This window comes from Streptomyces sp. NPDC050085, from assembly GCF_044460595.1.
GTDB lineage: Bacteria > Actinomycetota > Actinomycetes > Streptomycetales > Streptomycetaceae > Streptomyces.
The window spans coordinates 13,570-31,668 of record NZ_JBITJZ010000006.1 but is presented as its reverse complement, the minus strand read 5'-3'; the positions used below and the strand labels follow the sequence as shown (position 1 = coordinate 31,668).

Annotated in this window: 18 protein-coding genes; 7 read left to right on the top strand and 11 right to left on the bottom strand. The window is 70.7% G+C overall.

Annotation, left to right across the window (positions count from 1 at the left end):
- Positions 1–3: 3 nt before the first annotated feature.
- The 8 genes from ACIBUY_RS23230 to ACIBUY_RS23195 form a co-directional block, all read right to left on the bottom strand.
- The gene (locus tag ACIBUY_RS23230; protein WP_399153529.1) at positions 4–1,206 is read right to left on the bottom strand and encodes an MFS transporter; all 1,203 of its coding nucleotides are present in this window, start codon (positions 1,204–1,206) and stop codon (positions 4–6) included.
- Positions 1,203–2,669, bottom strand: coding sequence for a GMC family oxidoreductase N-terminal domain-containing protein (locus tag ACIBUY_RS23225; protein ID WP_399153528.1), 1,467 nt, complete (start codon positions 2,667–2,669; stop codon positions 1,203–1,205). The genes ACIBUY_RS23230 and ACIBUY_RS23225 overlap by 4 nt, the downstream gene beginning before the upstream one ends.
- Positions 2,666–3,064, bottom strand: coding sequence for a hypothetical protein (locus tag ACIBUY_RS23220; RefSeq protein ID WP_399153527.1), 399 nt, complete (start codon positions 3,062–3,064; stop codon positions 2,666–2,668). Before ACIBUY_RS23220 ends, ACIBUY_RS23225 begins: the two co-directional genes overlap by 4 nt.
- Complete coding sequence (locus ACIBUY_RS23215; RefSeq protein WP_399153526.1) at positions 3,061–4,479, bottom strand: aspartate aminotransferase family protein; 1,419 nt, start codon at positions 4,477–4,479, stop codon at positions 3,061–3,063. Before ACIBUY_RS23215 ends, ACIBUY_RS23220 begins: the two co-directional genes overlap by 4 nt.
- Positions 4,472–5,872 (bottom strand): NAD(P)/FAD-dependent oxidoreductase, encoded by a 1,401-nt coding sequence (locus ACIBUY_RS23210; protein WP_399153525.1) that lies wholly within the window; start codon positions 5,870–5,872, stop codon positions 4,472–4,474. The genes ACIBUY_RS23215 and ACIBUY_RS23210 overlap by 8 nt, the downstream gene beginning before the upstream one ends.
- Positions 5,869–6,873: a glycosyltransferase family 2 protein gene (locus ACIBUY_RS23205; protein WP_365565278.1), complete on the bottom strand. Its 1,005-nt coding sequence runs from the start codon at positions 6,871–6,873 to the stop codon at positions 5,869–5,871. Before ACIBUY_RS23205 ends, ACIBUY_RS23210 begins: the two co-directional genes overlap by 4 nt.
- Positions 6,874–7,817: 944 nt before the next feature.
- Positions 7,818–8,210, bottom strand: a complete 393-nt coding sequence (locus ACIBUY_RS23200; protein WP_399153524.1) for a DUF6968 family protein — start codon at positions 8,208–8,210, stop codon at positions 7,818–7,820.
- A 219-nt stretch (positions 8,211–8,429) separates the two neighbouring features.
- The gene (locus tag ACIBUY_RS23195) at positions 8,430–9,344 is read right to left on the bottom strand and encodes a LysR family transcriptional regulator (RefSeq protein ID WP_399153523.1); all 915 of its coding nucleotides are present in this window, start codon (positions 9,342–9,344) and stop codon (positions 8,430–8,432) included.
- A gap of 140 nt (positions 9,345–9,484) precedes the next feature.
- Between ACIBUY_RS23195 and ACIBUY_RS23190 the strand changes: the two genes are divergently transcribed.
- The 6 genes from ACIBUY_RS23190 to ACIBUY_RS23165 all read left to right on the top strand — a co-directional run bounded on the left by ACIBUY_RS23190 (position 9,485) and on the right by ACIBUY_RS23165 (position 15,629).
- Positions 9,485–10,486, top strand: coding sequence for a fumarylacetoacetate hydrolase family protein (locus tag ACIBUY_RS23190; RefSeq protein WP_399153522.1), 1,002 nt, complete (start codon positions 9,485–9,487; stop codon positions 10,484–10,486).
- Complete coding sequence (locus ACIBUY_RS23185) at positions 10,483–11,448, top strand: cyclase family protein (protein WP_399153521.1); 966 nt, start codon at positions 10,483–10,485, stop codon at positions 11,446–11,448. Before ACIBUY_RS23190 ends, ACIBUY_RS23185 begins: the two co-directional genes overlap by 4 nt.
- A 36-nt stretch (positions 11,449–11,484) precedes the next feature.
- On the top strand, positions 11,485–12,621 hold the full coding sequence (locus ACIBUY_RS23180; protein WP_399153520.1) for an FAD-dependent oxidoreductase: 1,137 nt from the start codon (positions 11,485–11,487) through the stop codon (positions 12,619–12,621).
- Complete coding sequence (locus ACIBUY_RS23175) at positions 12,618–13,622, top strand: amidohydrolase family protein (protein ID WP_399153519.1); 1,005 nt, start codon at positions 12,618–12,620, stop codon at positions 13,620–13,622. The genes ACIBUY_RS23180 and ACIBUY_RS23175 overlap by 4 nt, the downstream gene beginning before the upstream one ends.
- Before the next feature lie 6 nt (positions 13,623–13,628).
- A complete protein-coding gene (locus tag ACIBUY_RS23170) occupies positions 13,629–14,567 on the top strand; it encodes a VOC family protein (RefSeq protein ID WP_399153518.1) in 939 nt (312 codons plus the stop codon).
- A gap of 90 nt (positions 14,568–14,657) precedes the next feature.
- On the top strand, positions 14,658–15,629 hold the full coding sequence (locus ACIBUY_RS23165; protein WP_399153517.1) for a fumarylacetoacetate hydrolase family protein: 972 nt from the start codon (positions 14,658–14,660) through the stop codon (positions 15,627–15,629).
- A 121-nt stretch (positions 15,630–15,750) separates the two neighbouring features.
- On the opposite strand, the gene ACIBUY_RS23160 is transcribed toward ACIBUY_RS23165, so the two are convergent.
- Positions 15,751–16,620 carry a SigB/SigF/SigG family RNA polymerase sigma factor gene (locus tag ACIBUY_RS23160; protein WP_399153516.1) on the bottom strand — a complete coding sequence of 290 codons (870 nt, stop codon included), beginning with the start codon at positions 16,618–16,620 and terminating at the stop codon, positions 15,751–15,753.
- 48 nt (positions 16,621–16,668) lie between these two features.
- On the bottom strand, positions 16,669–17,202 hold the full coding sequence (locus tag ACIBUY_RS23155) for an STAS domain-containing protein (protein ID WP_399153515.1): 534 nt from the start codon (positions 17,200–17,202) through the stop codon (positions 16,669–16,671).
- 123 nt (positions 17,203–17,325) lie between these two features.
- Between ACIBUY_RS23155 and ACIBUY_RS23150 the strand changes: the two genes are divergently transcribed.
- Entirely contained in the window at positions 17,326–17,658 is a 333-nt protein-coding gene (locus tag ACIBUY_RS23150; protein ID WP_399153514.1) for a helix-turn-helix transcriptional regulator, read from the top strand.
- A 130-nt stretch (positions 17,659–17,788) separates the two neighbouring features.
- On the opposite strand, the gene ACIBUY_RS23145 is transcribed toward ACIBUY_RS23150, so the two are convergent.
- The gene (locus ACIBUY_RS23145) at positions 17,789–18,052 is read right to left on the bottom strand and encodes a hypothetical protein (RefSeq protein ID WP_365565248.1); all 264 of its coding nucleotides are present in this window, start codon (positions 18,050–18,052) and stop codon (positions 17,789–17,791) included.
- Between the last annotated feature and the right edge of the window lie 47 nt (positions 18,053–18,099).

Here is an 18,099-nt window from a genome sequence, read left to right as displayed (position 1 = left end):
CGGTCAGTAGGCGCGTGTGCGGGTGGCGTGGATCAGCCAGAGCGTGGCGGCCAGGCACAGCGCCGAGACACCGCACAGCAGCAGCGGCACCGCCCGGATCCCCGACCACTCGATGGCCTTGCCCAGGGCCGGACCCGCCACGACGCCGCCGATCATGGACGCGGCGATGACGACGGCGCCGGCCCGGCGGGCCTGCGGTGCCGCCCTGCCCAGCCACGGCAGCCCCGTCGGGAAGATCGGCGCGATGAACAGGCCGACCCCGGCGTACGCGTAGGGCGCCAGACCCGGCACGGCGGCCAGCAGCAGGCACACCGTCATGCCCGCGCAGGAGACCGTGATGATGGCCTGGGCCGAGTACCGCAGCGCGATCGGTGCGACCAGGAACCGGCCCACCGTCATCATCAGCCAGTACACGGATGTGGCGGTCGCGGCCGCTCCCGCGGAGAAGCCGACCGTCTCCAGGTGTGTGGGCTCCCAGCCGCCGACGCCCGCCTCGATGCCGACGTGCAGTACGTACAGGGTCACGAATATGGTGAGCACCGAGGCCAGACTGCGGGTGAGCGCGCCGGTGGACGACGCGTCCCGCTCCGTTCCGGCGGGCTCCGGCGCCTTGTCGCGTACGCCCCTGAGGCACAGCAGGAGCGGCAGGTTGGCCACGGCGAAGCCCAGGAAGACAGCCGGGTAGTGGGCGGAGCCGACCGCGCCGATCAGTACCGGGCCGAGAATCGCGCCGACCCCGAAGTGCGCGTTGAGGATGTTCAGCATGGCGGTCGAGCGGCGGCCGAAGCCGACCGCGAAGAGCTGGTTGAGGCCGTAGTCGATGCCACCGAAGCCGAGTCCCGCGAGCAGCGCGGCGGCCAGGGCCAGGGGCCAGGCCGGTGCGAGCGCGACGCCCGCGGCGCCGACCGCCATCAGTACGTACGAACTGGCGAGGATCTGCCGGTTGCCGAGCCGGCCGAAGAGCCGGTCGAAGAGCAGCACCCCGGCGACACCGCCGACGAAGTGGGCGCTCAGACCGAGCCCCGCACCCGAGGGGGAGAGCCCGAACTCGTCGCGGAAGGCAGGGATCGCCGGACCGTACAGGGCCTGCAGCGCGCCGATGAGGACGAAGCCGACGCAGGAGGCGACGACGGCGGATGTGCTGAACAGCGGTGCGGGGGAGGTCGGTTGGGCCGCCTCGGCCCGCTCGACGGTGTGGTCGCTCACGCGGACTCCAGATGACGGCCCACTATCTCGTGGGCATAGGACATGATCGTTCCCTGTGGGCTGATGCCGGGCGCGCCGGGCAGCACGCTGGCGTCGCACACGTACAGGTTCGTGAAACCGTGCGGTCGTCCCTCCTCGTCGCACACCCCGCCGCGTTCGGGCCGTGCCATGGGGCAGCTGGCCATGCCGTGCACGGACACCAACTCCCAGTCGGACAGGCGCACGTGGGCGAGGTAGACGTCCACATCGGCCATGTCGCGCAGTGGCCCGGCCGCCGACGTGGGCGGCAGCAGCTCGACGGCGCCCGCGGCGAACAGCAGCCGCGCGGTCCTGCGGAACGCCAGCCGCAGCGCGTGCTGGTCCGCACCGGTCATGGAGTGCCGCAGCAGCGGCGCGCCACCGACCGTCGCCGCGATGCCCGCAGCCCCCTGCATCCGGACCTGCGTGGTGAACATGCCCAAGTAGGCCCGGGAATCGAGGAGTTCGTCGACCTGACGCGGGTCGCGCCCGGCCAGCGCCGCACCCAGGCCGCCCGCCGTGAGGTTGGACGGCATGACGAGGATGCCCAGCCCGGAGTGCTCCTGGACCTGCGCGGTGAACATGGTGCCGCGCACCGCGTCGACGACCCGGGGAAAGCGGGCCACGGTCCGCAGATTGAGGTGCAGCGCGAGGCGGCGGCCCGCCGTGCGCCGGTGGATCGAGCTGCGGCGCAGGAGCACGGGCGTGCCGATGGGCCCGGCCGCGGTGAACACGGTGCGCGGGCGATAGAGCACGGATCGCCCGTTGCTGTCCGTGGCCTCCACGCCGGTGACCACGCCTCGCCGGTGGATCAGACGCCGTACCCGCACCCCGTCGCGGATCTGCGCGCCGAGTTCCTCCGCCTGCGGCAGATAGCTGACCGCCATGCTCTGCTTGGCGCCGCTGGGGCAGCCGGTGGCGCACTGGTTGCGGTGCGCGCAGCCGCGCACCACGCGTTGCGGATGCTGCCAGCGCCAGCCGAGCGAGTCGGCGGCACGGGCCAGGAGCCGGGAGTCCTCGTTGCCCTCCCCGTGCTCCTGGACGATCATTCCGAGGCGTCGCTGGACGTCGGCGAAGTGGGCGCCGATGACGGGGGAGCGGTAGCCGCCGTAACCGGACCAGGCCGCCCAGCGGTCCAGGACCGTCGCGGACGGTTCCCACAGCAGGCCACCGTTGACGACGGTGGTGCCGCCGACCGCGCGGGCCTCACCGTAGGCGATGGTCGGCGTGCCGAACACTGCGGTCGCCCCGCCGCCCCGGTAGAGGCGGCGCATCGAATCCGCCGGACTCGCCGCCGCGAGTTCGGCGGTGGTGACGCGGGGGCCCTCCTCCAGGACGGTCACCTGCCGCCCGGCGCGGGCGAGTTCGAGCGCCGCGACGCTGCCGCCCGCGCCGGACCCGATCACCAGGGCGTCGCACGCGATGCCGTACGCAGCGCGGCTCATCGCACGGCCTCCCCGAGCTGGAGCGCGGCCCGTGGGGCCGTGCCGTCCAGGGCGCCGTACAGCGCCAACGCCGTGGTGGCGCGCAGTATGTCGCTGTAGCCGGGCCAGGTGCGCAACCGCGCGAGTCCGAGGCGCAGCCGCTCGGGCGCGGCCCGGTGCGGGCCGGCCTGTGCCGCCGCACGGAACGCGGCCGGGAACAGGCGCAGCGCCGCGAGCGTGCCCCACCTGTAGGCGGCGGGCATCAGAGCGAGGGTCGCCGCGGTGTGGCGGACCGCCCGTTCCAGCGCGTGCGCATCGCGCAGCGCCGCGTAGGACCCGGCCCAACAGGTGGGCAGCGCGCTGTCGTACAGGGCACGCTCGATCGCCCGCGCCCTCGGCGTACGGTCGTCGCTCACGCGGTCACCTTCTCCCGCACCAGACCGGCCAGCAGCTTCGGGGCGCCCTGCCCGAGCACGTCGTCCAGGGCCTTCAGGAACAGGTCCACCTCGTCGTCCTGCGCCACCAGCGGCGGCGAGACGATCAGCGCGATGAGCCGGTTGGAGCCGAAGAAGGTGAGGATGCCGTGGTCGCGGTAGAGCGCGGCGACCACGGCACCGGTCAGCAGCTTGGAGACGGTCTGCGGGTCCTTGGCCAGCGACGTCGGCAGCAACTCGCGCAGCCCGGCCGGGACGTCGGGCCCGGGCGTGAGGAACACACCGTGCAGCGCGCCGCGCCCTTTCACCTGCTTCACCAGGCGCGGATGCCGGGCGGCCACTTCCGCGAGGCCCTTTTCGAGGCGCTCTCCGAGCGTGCGGGCGCGGCCGGGAAAGTCCTCCTCGACGGCGATGGCCACCGCTTCCAGAGCGGTCGCGGTTTCCTCGCCGAAGCCGTAGTACGTGGTGCTGTGCAGCGTCGCATCGGACAGGTTGTCGTAGGCGGCGCGGAAGACGGGCTCCCGGGCGATGTAGCCGGAGATCGACGCCTTGCCGCCGCCGAACGACTTCGACGTCGTCACGATGTCGGGCACCAGGCCCGGGTGGTGCATGAAGTGGAAGAGGGCGCCCGTCTTTCCCCAGCCGGTGTACACCTCGTCGAAGACCAGCACGATGTCCCGCTCGGTGCACAGCCGACGCACCTGGTGCAGGAACTCGGGCGAGCACGCACGCAGACTCGAAGCGCTGAACGGCTCCAGCACGACGGCGTACACATCGCTCTCCCCCGAGGAGGAGGTGTGCCGGTCCAGCGCGAGCAGGAAGGACGACAGGTCGTCGTACGCGAACGTGTCCGTGCCCGGGATCTGCGGATACGGGAAGTGGATCTCGGGAGAGGCGGTCAGGCTGCCCGCGCCCAGGAGCTTTCCGTGGAAGGCGATGTCCGTGTGCAGGACGGTGCCGCGCCGCCCCCGGTGGTACTTGTAGGCGAGCTTCACCGCGCCTTCCACCGCCTCCGCACCGGAGTTGGGGAAGTAGCTGATGTTGAGATCGCCCGGCAGCAACTGGGCGAGATTGTGGCTGAGCGCCGCGACGTACGGCGAGAAGTAGTTCTTGTGCACCTCCATACGGCGCTGCTCCTGGAAGCGGCGGCGCGCGGCGAGGATGCGCGGATGGTTGTGGCCGTGGCTCAGCACACCGACGCCGCCGGTGAAGTCGAGGATCCGGCGCCCGTCACGCAGATGGACCCAGGCACCCTCGGCGTGGTCGACGAGGTCGCGGCCGAAGCCGAACGAGCCGATGAGGGAGACCTGGCTGCGGGACACGTACCGCCGGTACAGGTCGTGCACCTGCTCGGTGGTCAGTTCCTCCGCCTGGTCCAGGGTGATCAGCTCAGACACGTGCGCCCCCGCTCGCGGCCGCGGCACGGAGCCGGTCGGCGATCAGACGCCCGGCGCGCCGGCCGTCGCGCACCGCGTAGTTGGTGCCGCGGTCCTCGGGGAACACCTGCGCCATGCTCGCCAGGTACAGGCCCCGCACCCGCGACTCCAGCGCGGGCATGACCCGGGTGTAGTGCGGCGTGATGACGGGCTGTGCGTGCTCGGCCCGCCAGACGTGGAACCGCTCGACCCAACTGCGGTCGAAGCCGGGGAACATGCGCTGGATGTGCGGGAGGCTGTACGCGAAGACCTCCTCGTCCGACATCCGGTACAGCTCGGCGTCGGTCGGCAGGTACTTCGACAGATAGACGACGTGCTTGCCGTCGTAGCGCTCGGGCCGGTCGAGATTGGTGTGCTCGATGACGCCGACGAACGGGAACTCGGGGTCGTTGACGTTCAGCCAGTACGTGTCGGAGAGCCTGCGGTTGTTCTCCAGGACCAGGCACACATTCCCGAGGTAGTCGACGGCCGACCAGCGCCGCTGGAGCTCGGGCACGGCCGGGTGATCGGCATCGGCGTGGTCGAGCAGCCCGGCGGCCAGCTGCGGGGCGAGGGTCACGAGGACCTGGCCGGCGGGGTGGAACACACCACCGGCGCTCACTCCGCTCACCCCGGGACCTTCGGTGTGCACGGCGTCGACCGCAACGCCGGTGAGGAACTCGACGCCCAAGGACTCGAGCCGCCGCCGCAGCGCGCCGAGCAGCGCCTCGCTGCCTCCCTTGATGTAGTAGAGGGTCTCCTTGCCCGAGCGGGTGCGGCTGCCGCCGCGCAGGTGCAGCTTCGTCCACATCCAGGTGGCGCCGACCTGGTCGGCGTACTTGCCGAACTTGCCCTCGAGGAGCGGCCGCCACACCACCTCGTAGACCCGCCGCCCACCCAGCGACATCAGCCACTCGCGGGCCGTCAGCGACTCCAACTCCCGCCAGTGCTTGACCCGTTGTGCGCGGAGCGCGAGCACACCGAGCCGGATCCGGTCGCGCAGCGGCAGCGGTGCGAAGCGCAGCACGTCCAGCGGTGCGGACAGCCGGTAGACCGAGTTGGCGTAGTAGACGCCCGTACGGGTCTCGTGCGCCTCCAGGAGATGGGAGATCCCGAGGCTCTCGCACAGCCGGATCATCTCCGTGTCGGAGGAGAACCAGTGGTGGTAGAAGCGCTCGAGCCGCTTGTCGTCGCCGATGTCGAAACTGGAGGCGAGGCCGCCGACCGTCTCCTCGCGTTCGATGACGCGCACGCTGCGGCCCTGGAGGGCGAGTTCGAGGGCCGCCGACAGGCCGGTGAATCCGGCGCCGACGATGACGACGTCCACGGGATCCGCTGCCGTGGCCGACGACGCGGGTCTGATCTCGGTGCTCACAGGGCGACACGCTCCTTGAGGGTCTGTCGGGATGGGGAGGACGAAGAAGAGGGGGAGGCGAGGGGCGGGGGGAGGTCCGCTCCACCGAGCCGGTCCTGGACGACGTAGTCGGGACGGCCCTGCACCTGGCGGAAGACGGCGTGCAGGTACTCACCGACGACGCCGAGCGCGAGGGCGTGCGCGCCGAAGGCTCCCGGCCGGGCGAGCAGCCGGGCGTCCCGCTGCACCGCGGCGGCGGCAACGCCCGCTGCCAGTACGGCTGTTCCGATGTACGTGGACAGCCGCAGCGGCGCCACCGATCCGGCCAGCAGGCCGCGCCGGGACAGGTCGAGCATCTTGCGCAGGGTGTACTTCGTCTCGCCGCCCTGCCGGGCGTCGCGGTCGAACGTCACGCTGGTCTCGGGCAGTCCGAACCAGCTGACTGCGCCGCGCAGGAACAGGTTCTTGTCCGGTACGCCGGTCAGCAGCGCCACCACCTCCCGGTCCAGGAGCCGGAAGTCACCGGTGTCGAGGGCGAGCGCGTGGTCGGACAGGGAGTTCAGCAGGCGGTAGAAGGCGTAGGCGCTGGCCTTCTTGAACAGCGTTTCGCCGTCGCGGCTGCGGCGTCGCGCGGACACCACGGACCAGCCGTCCCGCCACAGTGCGGCGAGCTCCGGGATCAACTCCGGCGGGTCCTGGAGGTCCGCGTCGATGACGACGGTCGCGTCGCCCGCTGACTCGCGCAGCCCGGCGAGGCAGGCGGCCTGATGCCCGAAGTTCCGGCTGAGCCGCACGGCCCGTACGGAACGGCACGTAGCAGCAAGGGAGTTGATGATGTCCCAGGTGTCGTCGGCGCTGCCGTCGTCCACGTAGATCAGCTCGTACTCGAATCCGGCGAGTCCTTCGAGTACCCGGACCAAGCGGGCATGGGTGCGGGCCAGTACCTCCGCTTCGTTGTAACAGGGGACGACGACCCCGAGCACGGGTCGCCGCTGGTTGTCGACGCGTCTTTCCCTCGGCACGGCACACCTTTCGCATGTGGAACACGGAGGGGGAAATGGGCTGGTGGTACGCGGATCGCGGGCGCGACTGAGCCGGCACGAACGGTGACGGCCCGGGTGAGCGGCGCCCCGACGGGCAGAAGTGTTACCGGTAACATTCGCTGAGTCAAGATCCTTACGTCCACCCGGGGCGCCGGGCCTTGAGCGGCCAACTGCCAGGGAGGGTTCACTGATTGGAGGATCGGACGGCGAGCGAAGCGGGCTCGGCCGACCCCGGGGCTTCCGCCTGCTCGACCCGCGCCAGGGGCCGGCCTGCCTTGCGGCTCGGAACGCCGATCCGGTGGTGCAGTGCGCCGAAGCGCTCTGGTGGCCGGGTGGCGCTCCAGATGGCCCAGGCAATGTGCTGGACGCCGTCGGCGGTGTTGCGGAGGGCGTTCGCGCTCGCGCTGTCGGCGAGGGCGAGGAGGCGTTCTCCGGCCTGACGGGCGCGGTCGGTCCCGGCGCGCAGATGAACGGCGGAGGGCGGCCGGATCGTCCGCCGTATGACCCCGCCCGATTCCGTGATCGTCTCCGATCTGGATGCCCTGGACCAACATGCGGCTGCACTCGGCGCGTGCGGATCCCGGACCTGCTCGAGCAGCGCACCGCTGGCGTCTGCGCCCTGGAACCCGGGAAGATGTCCGACGAGGACTTGCTGGACCTGGCAGTTCAGGTGGGCGCGCGTATCGTCTACGCCGACCTCGACCTCGTCGACAGGGAGAACCTGCTCCAGGTCCTCGGGGACTTCGGCGGCGCAGGTTTGCAGGGGTGGGACGGATCGGCTGGGGACCGCATGGTCCGCAGGCAGGTAGGGGTGGGTTGTAGGCCGCCTTCACCGGCTCGAGACACGGGGCGAGGTGCGTGCCGGTCGGGGTACCGCGGCGTCCGGATCAAACCTGGAACGGTTCGCTGCGCTCCGCGTCAGCTCACGACGGCGGTCGGTGGCCTTCGTGAACCTCCCGGTCCCAGGTCGAGGGGCGCTTGTGCAACACGTCTGCGATCGGGACGTTCTCGGCACCCAGCCAGTTGAACGTCCATCCACGCTCCTCTGCGAAAGCGGCGATCTGGGTGGCGAGCAGGTCGTTGGCGAGCGTGAGTGCCTGAAGCGCGTCGATGCCGTAGATCATCCATACCCGGGAGTCGTCCAGTCCCCGGATGCGGCACGGGCAGATCCAGTCCTTGTCGGGCGCGGGGCGTGGGGTCCCGAGCTCCAGCGCGAGGTCGATGACGCGTCCGTCTGGTTCCACGGCTTGGAAGGCGCGGCCGGCCACGACCACCCCAAGAGTGGACGGATGTTCGTCTGCAATTTCGGTGCTCATCCGTAGCCTCTCCGTGTCTCCGCCTGCCCGAACGGCGGCGCGATCTTGAGCGTACGTCGCCGGTGCCCGCCCGAGGCGTCGGCGCGCAGGGAGCCGCTGAGCTGCGGCGCCCTCCCGCGAAGGCCGAAGATGCGTGTTTCACCTACGCCCGGTGGCGCAACGGGAAGCTGCTCCGTGCTGCCGGTGCCGATGAACTCGTCGTCCGGACGGCCGGATTGGTCAGGTGCCGTGCCCGGCCAGTTCCTGCCCGACCCGGGCGGCGGTCTCGCGCAGCCAGATGTGTCCGGCGTCGTGCGTGTGGACGGGATGCCACCACAGCGCTTCCTGCAACGGCACGGCCTCGTAGGGCGGTTCCAGTACGCGGACGGCAGCGATCGGCGCCAGGAGGCGGGCGAGGCGGGCCTGGATCAGGGCGATGCGCCGGGTGCCTGCGACCAGCAGCGGCAGCAACTGGAAGTTGTCGACGGAGACTTCGACCTGCGGCTCGATGCCGAGCATGCCGAGCTGGCGGACGGCCGGGGCGTCGTAGGTGCGCTGGTAGGTGACCCAGGGGAGGGCGGCCAGGTCGGCGCGGGTGAGTCGGTCGGCGACGTCGGGGTGGTCGTCGGCGACGAGGAAGACCCAGCGGTCGTCGTAGAGATCGGTGGCGGGGAAGTCGCTGATGACACCGTGCGGCATGAGCAGTCCGTCGACGGCGCTGAGCAGGGTGGCCGTGCCGTCGACCACGGCGGGCGGGGTCTGGGTGAAGCGCAGTCGGATACCGGGGGCCTGTGCGTGGACGACGCGGGCGAGTTCGGCGCCGAAGACGGAGACGGCGTAGTCGGAGGCCACCAGCTTGAACTCACGGCTCTCCCCGGCCGGGTCGAAGACGGCCTGGCTGGCGAAGAGGCGCTCCAGGACGTCGTAGGCGGTGGAGGTGCGGTCGAGGAGGACCTGGCCGAGGGCGGTGAGCTCGTAGTGGCCGCCGACCCGGGCGAGCAGGTCGTCGTCGAAGTGGCGGCGCAGCCGGGCGAGGGCGGCGCTCATGGCGGGCTGGCTCAGCCCGACGCGCTGTCCGGCGCGGGTGACGTTGCGCTCCTCGAGCAGGGCGCGCAGCGCGACGACGAGGTTGAGGTCAAGCCGGGCCAGGTTCACGGAATTCCCTCGGTGCAGGCGCCGGGCGGCGCTGACGCTGACCAGCCGAAATCGATCCGGTGGATGACGGTCATCCACACGATCTATTTCCCTGATCGCGATGGGCGGGTCCAGATTAGTCCCACCGCTATCAGGAGGACATGTCCGTGAAGCCTGCTCCCGCGTCCGCGCCCTTCGCCGGCCCCTTCGCCCTCGCGACCCTCTCGACCGTGGACGGCCCGCCGTTTCCCGCCCTGGTCACTTCCGAGCGGGGCGTCGTCGATCTGCGCGAGGCCCTGGGCGACGGGCGGTTGACCGTCCTGCACCTCCTCGAGGACTGGCCCGCCGTGCTGCCGCGACTGCGGGCCCTGGCCGCGGACGCCTCAGTGGAGCGCAGGCCGCTGGCGGAATTCCGGACGCATGCTCCGCTCCAGCCGCGCCAGGTGTTCCAGTCCGGTGCCAACTACCGGCAGCACGTGATCGATCTGCATGTCGCCCACCGTGCGCCCGGCGACGACCGCCCGGCGCACGAGCGGCGCGCCGAGGCCGCCGCGCTCATGGACCGGCGGACCGCCGAGGACCTGCCGTACGTGTTCATCGGGCTGCCGAGCGCGATCACCGGACCGCACGACGATGTCGTACTGCCCGCGTGGGCCGCACAGCCGGACTGGGAGCTGGAGTTGGCGGCCGTCATCGGCCGCCCGGCGTACCGGGTGTCCGTCGCGGAGGCACTGGAGCACGTCGCCGGGTACACGATCGCCAACGACCTCACCGACCGCGCCACCGTCTTCCGCCGCGACATGCCGCAGATCGGCACCGACTGGCTGCGCAGCAAGAACGCGCCCGGCTTCACGCCGCTCGGCCCGTGGATCGTGCCGGCTGAGTCGGTCGGCGACCCCGGCGATCTGCGGCTGGTCCTCAAGCTGAACGGCGAGACCATGCAGGACGAGTCCACCAAGGACATGGTCTTCGACGTGGCGCGGATGGTGTCCTACGCCTCGCAGTCCGCCCAACTCCTGCCCGGAGACCTGGTGTTGACGGGTTCCCCGGCCGGGAACGGCATCCACCGGGGCCGACTGCTGCGCGACGGCGACGTGATGGACGGCTCGATCAGCGGACTCGGCGCGCAGCGCACCCGGTGCGTGGCGGAGGCGACGGCGTGAGGGCGCCGGACCGCACCGACCCCGAAGGCGCGATCGCCGAGGCCGCGAAGGCGTACTCGAACTGGGGGCGTTGGGGCGCCGGCGACGTGCTCGGCACGCTGAACTTCCTCGACGAGGCCAAGCGACGCGAGGGCGCCGCGCTCGTCCGCAGGGGCGTCACCTTCTCGCTGTCCCAGCGTTTCGACATGGACGGTCCGCAGAAGGGATGGCGGCGGCGCACCAACCCCGTCCACACGATGCTCGACACCGGCACCGACGCGGCCCTCGGCAACCAGGACTTCCCGCACGGCCTGGGCGGCGCCGACGACGTGATCGCGATGCCGCTGCAGTGCTCCACCCAGTGGGACGGCCTCGGCCACATCTTCGACCACGGCAAGGCGTGGAACGGCCGCGACGCGGCGACCACGGTCACCTCCGACGGTGACCTGGTCACCGGCATCGAGCACATGGCCCCGCACGTCGCCGGGCGGGGCGTCCTGCTGGACGTGGGCCGCGTCATCGGCGAGCACGGCGAACTCCCCGACGGCTTCGCGATCACCGAGGCGCATCTGACCGCCACCGCGCGGGCGCACGGCGTGCGCGTCGGCCGCGGCGACATCGCCCTCGTACGCACCGGACGCCTCACGCGGGCCCGGCGCGAGGGCTGGGGCGATTACGCGGGCGGCCCCGCGCCCGGCCTGTCGTTCACCACGGCGAGCTGGCTGCACCGCACGGAGATCGCCGCGATCGCCACCGACACCTGGGGCTTCGAAGTCCGCCCGAACGAGTTCGAGCACGCCTTCCAGCCGCTCCACCAGGTCGCGATCCCCAACATGGGGCTGCTCATCGGCGAGATGTGGGACCTGGACGCACTCGCCGAGGACTGCGCGGCCGACGGCGTGTACGACGTCTGGCTCACGGCCGCTCCCTTGCCGATCACCGGCGCCGTGGGCTCCCCGGTCAGTCCCATCGCCGTCAAGTAGTCCTCAACCATCCAGCGGAACAAGGGAGTTCACTTCATGGCCACACCCCGCACGGTCCTTGTCATAGGCGGCGGCGCGGCCGGCAACGCCGCCACGATCCTGCTGCGCCGCGCCGGGATCACCGTCGATCTGATCGAGGCGCAGGCCGATGGGAACGCCACCGCGGGCTCCGGCATCACCCTCCAGGGCAACGCCCTGCGCGTGCTGCGCGAACTCGGCGTCTGGGACCAGGTCGAGAAGTCCGGGTACGGCTTCGACGCGGTCGGCATCACCGCCCCCGACGGCACCGTCCTGCACGTCGCGGACGACCTGCGGACGGGCGGCGACGACCTGCCCGCCACCGTCGGCATGCAGCGCCCGCGGCTTCAGCGCATCCTCAGCGACGCGGTCCGCGCCAGTGGCGCCGGCATCCGCCTCGGCGTGCGCGCCGTGTCCCTGGCCCAGCCGCCCGACGACCCAGGCGTCACCGTCCGCTTCACCGACGGCACCGAGGGCCGCTACGACCTCGTGATCGCCGCCGACGGACTGGGCTCCGCCACCCGCGCGGCCATCGGCATCACGGACAGGCCCGAGCCCACCGGCATGGCCGTCTGGCGGATCGCGGCGCCCCGCCCTGCCGGAGTGACCCGCACCGACCTCGCCTTCGGCGGCCCCGCCTACATCGCCGGATACTGCCCCACCGGTGACGACACGCTCTACGCGTACGTCGTCGAGGCGAACCGCGACCGGGCCGCCCTCCCACGCGCGTCGTACGCCGACGAGATGCGCGCGCTCGCCCGGCACTACGGCGGCAACTGGCCGGAGATCACCGCGCACATCACGGACCCGTCCCAGGTCAACTACACCTGGTGCGACCGGATGCTGGTCGAGGGCTCCTGGCATCGCGGCCGTGTCGTGCTCACCGGGGACGCCGCCCACTGCTGCCCGCCCACGCTGGCCCAGGGCGCAGCCCTGTCCCTGGAGGACTCCTGGGTGCTCGCACAGCTCCTGACCTCCACCGACACGTGGGACGACGCCCTGCTCCAGGCGTACTACGAGCGCCGGATCACCCGCGTACGCCCGGTCGTCGAGGCCTCCGTCCAGATCGGCCAGTGGCAGATCGACGGCGTCCGCGACGCCGACGTACCCGGTCTGATGGGCCGCACCATGACCATGCTGCGGGAACTGCCGTGACGACGACCCCGCCCACCGTCGACGTGCACGCGCACGTCCTGCTCCTCGAAGTCGACGCGCTGGTCGAGGGCCTGCCGGGCCATGCCGAGGCGAAGGCCCTGGATGCCCGCCGCAACGGGCCGGACGCGCTGCGGGTCAACGGCCCGATGGTCGGTGAACGCATCCCCCGCCTCACCGACCCCTTTGCCCGGCTCGCCGCGATGGACGGCCAGGGTGTGGACGTACAGCTGGTCAGTCCGTCTCCCTCGCACTACCACTACTGGGCGGACGAGGAGACGGCGGAGCAGGTCCACCGGCTGGCCGCCGAAGCCACCGCCGCGCACTGTTCGACCGCCCCCGACCGGCTGCGCGGCCTCGGCCTCGTCCCGCTGCAACACCCCGCTCTGACGGTGCGGGTGCTCGACCACGCGCTGAGCCTGGGCCTGCGCGGAGTGGAGATCTCCAGCCACGCCCCCGGACGCGAACTGTCCGACCCGGCCTACGAACCGTTCTGGTCGAGGGTCGAGGAGACGGGTGCGCTCGTCTTCCTGCACCCCTTCGGCTGCACGCTCGACGAGCGGCTCGACCGCTGGTACCTGGCCAACTCCGTCGGCCAGCCCACCGAGAACGCCGTCGCCCTCTCGCACCTGATCTTCTCCGGTGTCCTGGACCGCTTCCCGGGCCTGCGGATCATCGCCGCGCACGGCGGCGGATATCTGCCCACGCACATCGGCCGCGCCGACCACGCCTGGTCCGTTCGGCCCGACGCGCGGTCCGGCTGCGCCCACCTGCCGAGCAGCTACCTCCAACGGATCTACTTCGACTCGCTGGTCCACGACCCGTACGTACTGCGGGAGTTGGTGCGCGTGGCGGGCGCGGACCGCGTGCTGCTCGGCTCCGACTTCCCGTTCGACATGGGCGCCGGGGACCCGGTGGCCGCGTTGCGCGCCGCCGGCCTGTCCGACGCCGACTTCGCAGCGGTGCGCGGCGGCACCGCGGCCGCCCTCCTCCGGAAGGACTGACCCCTCATGGGCAACCGTCTGCTCACTCACCTGCGGCACGTCGACCTCGCCGTGCCCGACTACGACAAGCAGCTCGACTTCTACTCCGGCGTCTGGGGCCTGACCAAGGTGGCCGAGGACTCCGGCCTTTCCTTCCTCGCCGCCGAAGGCAGCCCGGAGAACTACGTCATCCGGCTGCGCAAGGCCGAGGACAAGCGCCTCGACCTCGTCTCCTACGGAGCAGCCGGCGCCGCCGACGTGGACACCCTCGCCGAGCAACTCCTCTCCCAAGGCGTGCAGTTGATCTGCCGGCCAGGGAAGGTCGACACCCCGGGCGGCGGGTACGGCTTCCGCTTCTTCGACGTCGACGGCCGCACCATCGAGGTCTCCTCCGACGTGGAGGCCAGGCGGCACCGCAAGATCGAGGAGAAGGAGGCCATCCCGGTCAAGCTCTCCCACGTCGTCCTCAATTCCCCCGACCTGAACCGGACCCGGGAGTGGTACGAGCGCCACCTGGGCTTCGCCCTGTCGGACACGCTGTCCTCGCCGCACATGGGCGAGGTCATGCACTTCATGCGGATCTCCACCCAGCACCACTCGATGGCGATCGCCCAGGGCCCGCACACGGCACTGCACCACGTCTCGTTCGAGATGCGGGGTCTGGACGAGTACATGCGGGGTTCCGGCCGGGTGATGCGCGCCGGGTTCCGCAAGATCTGGGGTCCGGGCCGGCACATGGCGGGCGACAACACGTTCACCTACTTCCTCGATCCGCACGGCAACACCGTGGAGTACACGACCGAGTTGGAGTGCCTGGACGAGGACACCTGGCACCCGCACGTCTACGACTTCTCGCAGCCCGAGGTCACCGACCAATGGGGCACGGCGAACCCGATGAACGAACTGGTCGCCAAGGAGTCCTTCAACGACCCCGACCACGGCGTGTTCACCGCCCCGCCGGTCTGACCCCACCCCGAGTTCCGGGGGAGCGGCGGCCCTGTGCATGCCCTGCTGCCACCTGCCGCGCCCGCGGCCCTGCCCGCGCCAGGAGCCCGAATGCGATTCGCCACCTACGAGCACCGACACCGCACCCGCGTCGCCGTCGTCGAGACCGACGGCACGCTCCACCAACTGCCCACTCCGGCCTCGCTCACCGATCTGCTGCGCTCCACCGACGGTCTGCCCGCCCTGCTCGACGCGGGGACCACCGCACTCGACGGTCCGCCCGGCCCGCACGTCTCCCAGGTACGCCTGCTGCCCCCGCTCCAGCCCACGTCCGTAAGGGACTTCGTCACTTTCGAGGAGCACGTGGAGGGCGTACGCCGATCGATCGACGGCGTCGGCGGCGTGCCCGAACAGTGGTACGCCGCCCCCACCTTCTACTTCACCAATCCACACGCGATCTACGGACCCGGCGACGACATCCCGATGCCGCCCGGATCCACGGTCCTCGACTACGAGCTCGAAGTCGCCGCCGTCATCGGCCGCGAGGGCCAGGACCTCACGCCTGAGCGGGCCCGCGACCACATCGTCGGCTACACCGTCCTCAACGACTGGTCGGCCCGCGACCTCCAGTCGGCCGAGATGAAGGTGGGCCTGGGCCCCTGCAAGGGCAAGGACACCGCCACCACGCTCGGCCCCTACCTGGTCACCGCCGACGAACTGGACCCGTACCGCGACGGCGAGGGCTTCCTCCGCCTGGCGCTGACCGCCGAGGTCAACGGCCAGGTGATCGGCAAGGACCTGCTGTCCAACATGAGCTGGACCTTCGAGGAGATGGTCGCCCACGCCTCGCGCGGCACCCGTGTCGTACCCGGTGACGTCCTCGGCTCCGGCACCTGCGGCAACGGCGGCTGCCTCGCCGAACTGTGGGGCCTGCGCGGCGAACAGACTCCAGCGCCACTGAAACCCGGAGACACCGTCACCCTCACCGTCGAGGGCATCGGCTCCGTCTCCAACACAGTGGTCACCGGCACTGCCCCTGTCCCCCTCGCCGCGGCCCGACGCCGCTCCCGGGAAAGACCGTGAGAGCCCTGTGCCTCAAGGGGCCTTTCGACAAAGGTTCTGATCTGCGCACGGCATGACAGGGCCCGCACTGCTTCGTCGGTTTCCTCGGTGCGGGCCCTGCACATATGCGTACGCAGATTCTCTACGCGGTCGTGAGCAGTCCGCTGCGGAGCTTGTTCAGGATGCGGCCGAGGAGGCGGGAGACGTGCATCTGCGAGAGGCCGAGCTCGTCGGCGATCTGCTGCTGCGTGCGCTCTTCGACGAAGCGGAGATGGACGATGGTGCGGCTGCGTTCGTCGAGTTCAGCGATGAGAGGGGCCAGGGACCGGTAGTTCTCGATGAGTTCGTACGAGTTCTCCTCGATGCCGATGAAGTCGACCAGCGCGGTATCGGACTCGTCGCCGTGCGCCAGGACCGCGGCGTCGAGAGAGACGGTGTTGTACCCGTTGACCGCCTTCTGGGCCTCCGAGACCTCCGCCGGCTCCAGCTGCATGAGCTCGGCGAGTTCCTGCGTCGTGGGGAGCCGACCCAGCCGGGTCTGCAGTTCCTCGGTGGCCTTGGACAACTCGACACGGGCTTCCTGGAGGCGGCGCGGCACGTGGACGGCCCAAGTGGTGTCGCGGAAGAAGCGCTTGATCTCACCGGTGATGTAGGGGACGGCGAACGAGGTGAATTCGACCTCGCGGGAGAGTTCGAACCGGTCGATGGCCTTGATGAGTCCGATGGTGCCGACCTGGACGATGTCCTCCATCTCCTGGGGCCCGCGGTGCTTGAAGCGGGAGGCGGCGTACTGGACCAGGGAGAGGTTCATCTCGATGAGCACGTTGCGGACGTACTGGTGCTCATGCGTGCCTTCTTCGAGGTGGGCGAGCCGGTTGAAGAAGTGCCTGCCCACGTCGCGGGCGTCGCGAGGAGCGATGGAGGCCGGATCGGCGTAGGCGCGCTCGATCAGGTCGTGCTGGGTCCGTGAGGCTGAGTGATGTGAACGCTCGGTTGCCGTCACGGTGTTCATGAGGTTGCCCCCTTGGCAGTAGTGATGCTGGCGGGTTGCGGTGGGGTGTTACGCGGACTGCGCCTGGGCCGTCTGCCCGTGCGGGCTGCTTGAAGGTGCCGTCCGTGCGCGGGAGTTGGCCGGAGGCGGGGTGACAGGGAGCTGTGTGGGCATGGCGCGTTCGCGGGGCGCGTGGTCTGTTGCCGTCTCAGTGGCGGTCGCCGCGTTGAACAGGGTGTCGGTGCGGGTGATGCGCAGCAGTCGAGCGAGGGGAGGGCCGGCCGAGCAGATGTGCACGGTTTTGCCCGCCTGCAATGCCGCCCGACGGACCTGTAACAGCACCCTGAGACCGGCGCAGTCGCAGAACCGCAAGGGCTCGAGTTCCAGATCCAGCCCTGTCGCCGATCGGTCCAGGGCTGCGTTCAGCGCCTCGTGCAAGGCGGCGGTGACATCGATGTCGACCTCTCCGTGCACCACCACACAAGTGCGTTCGCCGCGCTCGTACGTTTCGATGAGCGGCGCCGAGGGAGCAATGCAGATGGACTGTGGACCGCCGTTCATGCGCAGTGCGGTCCAGACTGCTGGCTGCGTACCGTCGAGCACCGTTCCACCTCCCGCTGTCTCCGTTGGGCGACCCACAGCTTGGTACGAACTTTGAATCACGTCAACTGAGACCGGAAATCTGTTTCGTGTTTCAGATGGCTGGGATGGTTCTAGACTGGGCGCATGCAGGAACAGAACGAGTCGCGCACCGGGTGGACGTTCTTGACCAACCACGCCCGGGTCCTTGCGGCGATCGCCGACAACCGGCAGGCCCGCATGCGGGACCTGGCCGCGCATTGCCGCCTGACCGAGCGGGCCGTGCAGCGCATCATCACCGACCTCGAAGAAGCCGGTTACCTCTCCCACATGCGTGAGGGCCGCGGCAACGTGTACGCGATCGATCCTTCCAAGATCCTGCGTCACCCCGCGGAGGCCGACGTGAGCGTGGCCTCCTTGCTGACCTTGCTCGTGCGGGACGAGGTCGACCGCACCACACCCGTCCCGCACATGTCCTGAAGTCCCGTCGCTTCGCGGGGTGAGCCGGGCCGCGGGCGTGGTCCTGCGTGCGCGGCCCGGGATGGCGACGTGACCGTGGTGTCCATCGCAAAGATCACCATGCGCGGTGGACGTCTTTCCGCTGAATCGGTCAGGCGGCGGGTGTCCAGTCGTCGGCGTGTGCGGTGTCTGCTGCCCGGTCGCGTTGCAGGAGGCGCCTTTCGTACGCGCGGGCTGTGGCCCAGAGCAGGGCGGTGAGGGGCAGGGCGGCCCAGGTGACGTACAGGCCGGTGCGGTGGGTGCGGATCCCGGTGAGGGCGAATCCGGCTGCCCCGGACATGGCGAGGGTCAGGTGCCAGCCGAGGGCGCGGCCGAGGCGGCGGGTGAGGGCGGTGGCGGTGTGGGTGGTGTTCACCAGTACTCCTGGGCTGAATGCCGGTGGTGACGCGGCGGATGACGGTG

Coding starts and splice junctions, on each gene's coding strand:
- ACIBUY_RS23225 (WP_399153528.1), bottom strand. CDS start 2,669: ATGAGCCGCGCTGCGTACGGCATCGCGTGCGACGCCCTGGTGATCGGG.
- ACIBUY_RS23200 (WP_399153524.1), bottom strand. CDS start 8,210: ATGAGCACCGAAATTGCAGACGAACATCCGTCCACTCTTGGGGTGGTC.
- ACIBUY_RS23190 (WP_399153522.1), top strand. CDS start 9,485: ATGTCCGTGAAGCCTGCTCCCGCGTCCGCGCCCTTCGCCGGCCCCTTC.
- ACIBUY_RS23180 (WP_399153520.1), top strand. CDS start 11,485: ATGGCCACACCCCGCACGGTCCTTGTCATAGGCGGCGGCGCGGCCGGC.
- ACIBUY_RS23170 (WP_399153518.1), top strand. CDS start 13,629: ATGGGCAACCGTCTGCTCACTCACCTGCGGCACGTCGACCTCGCCGTG.
- ACIBUY_RS23165 (WP_399153517.1), top strand. CDS start 14,658: ATGCGATTCGCCACCTACGAGCACCGACACCGCACCCGCGTCGCCGTC.
- ACIBUY_RS23160 (WP_399153516.1), bottom strand. CDS start 16,620: ATGAACACCGTGACGGCAACCGAGCGTTCACATCACTCAGCCTCACGG.
- ACIBUY_RS23150 (WP_399153514.1), top strand. CDS start 17,326: ATGCAGGAACAGAACGAGTCGCGCACCGGGTGGACGTTCTTGACCAAC.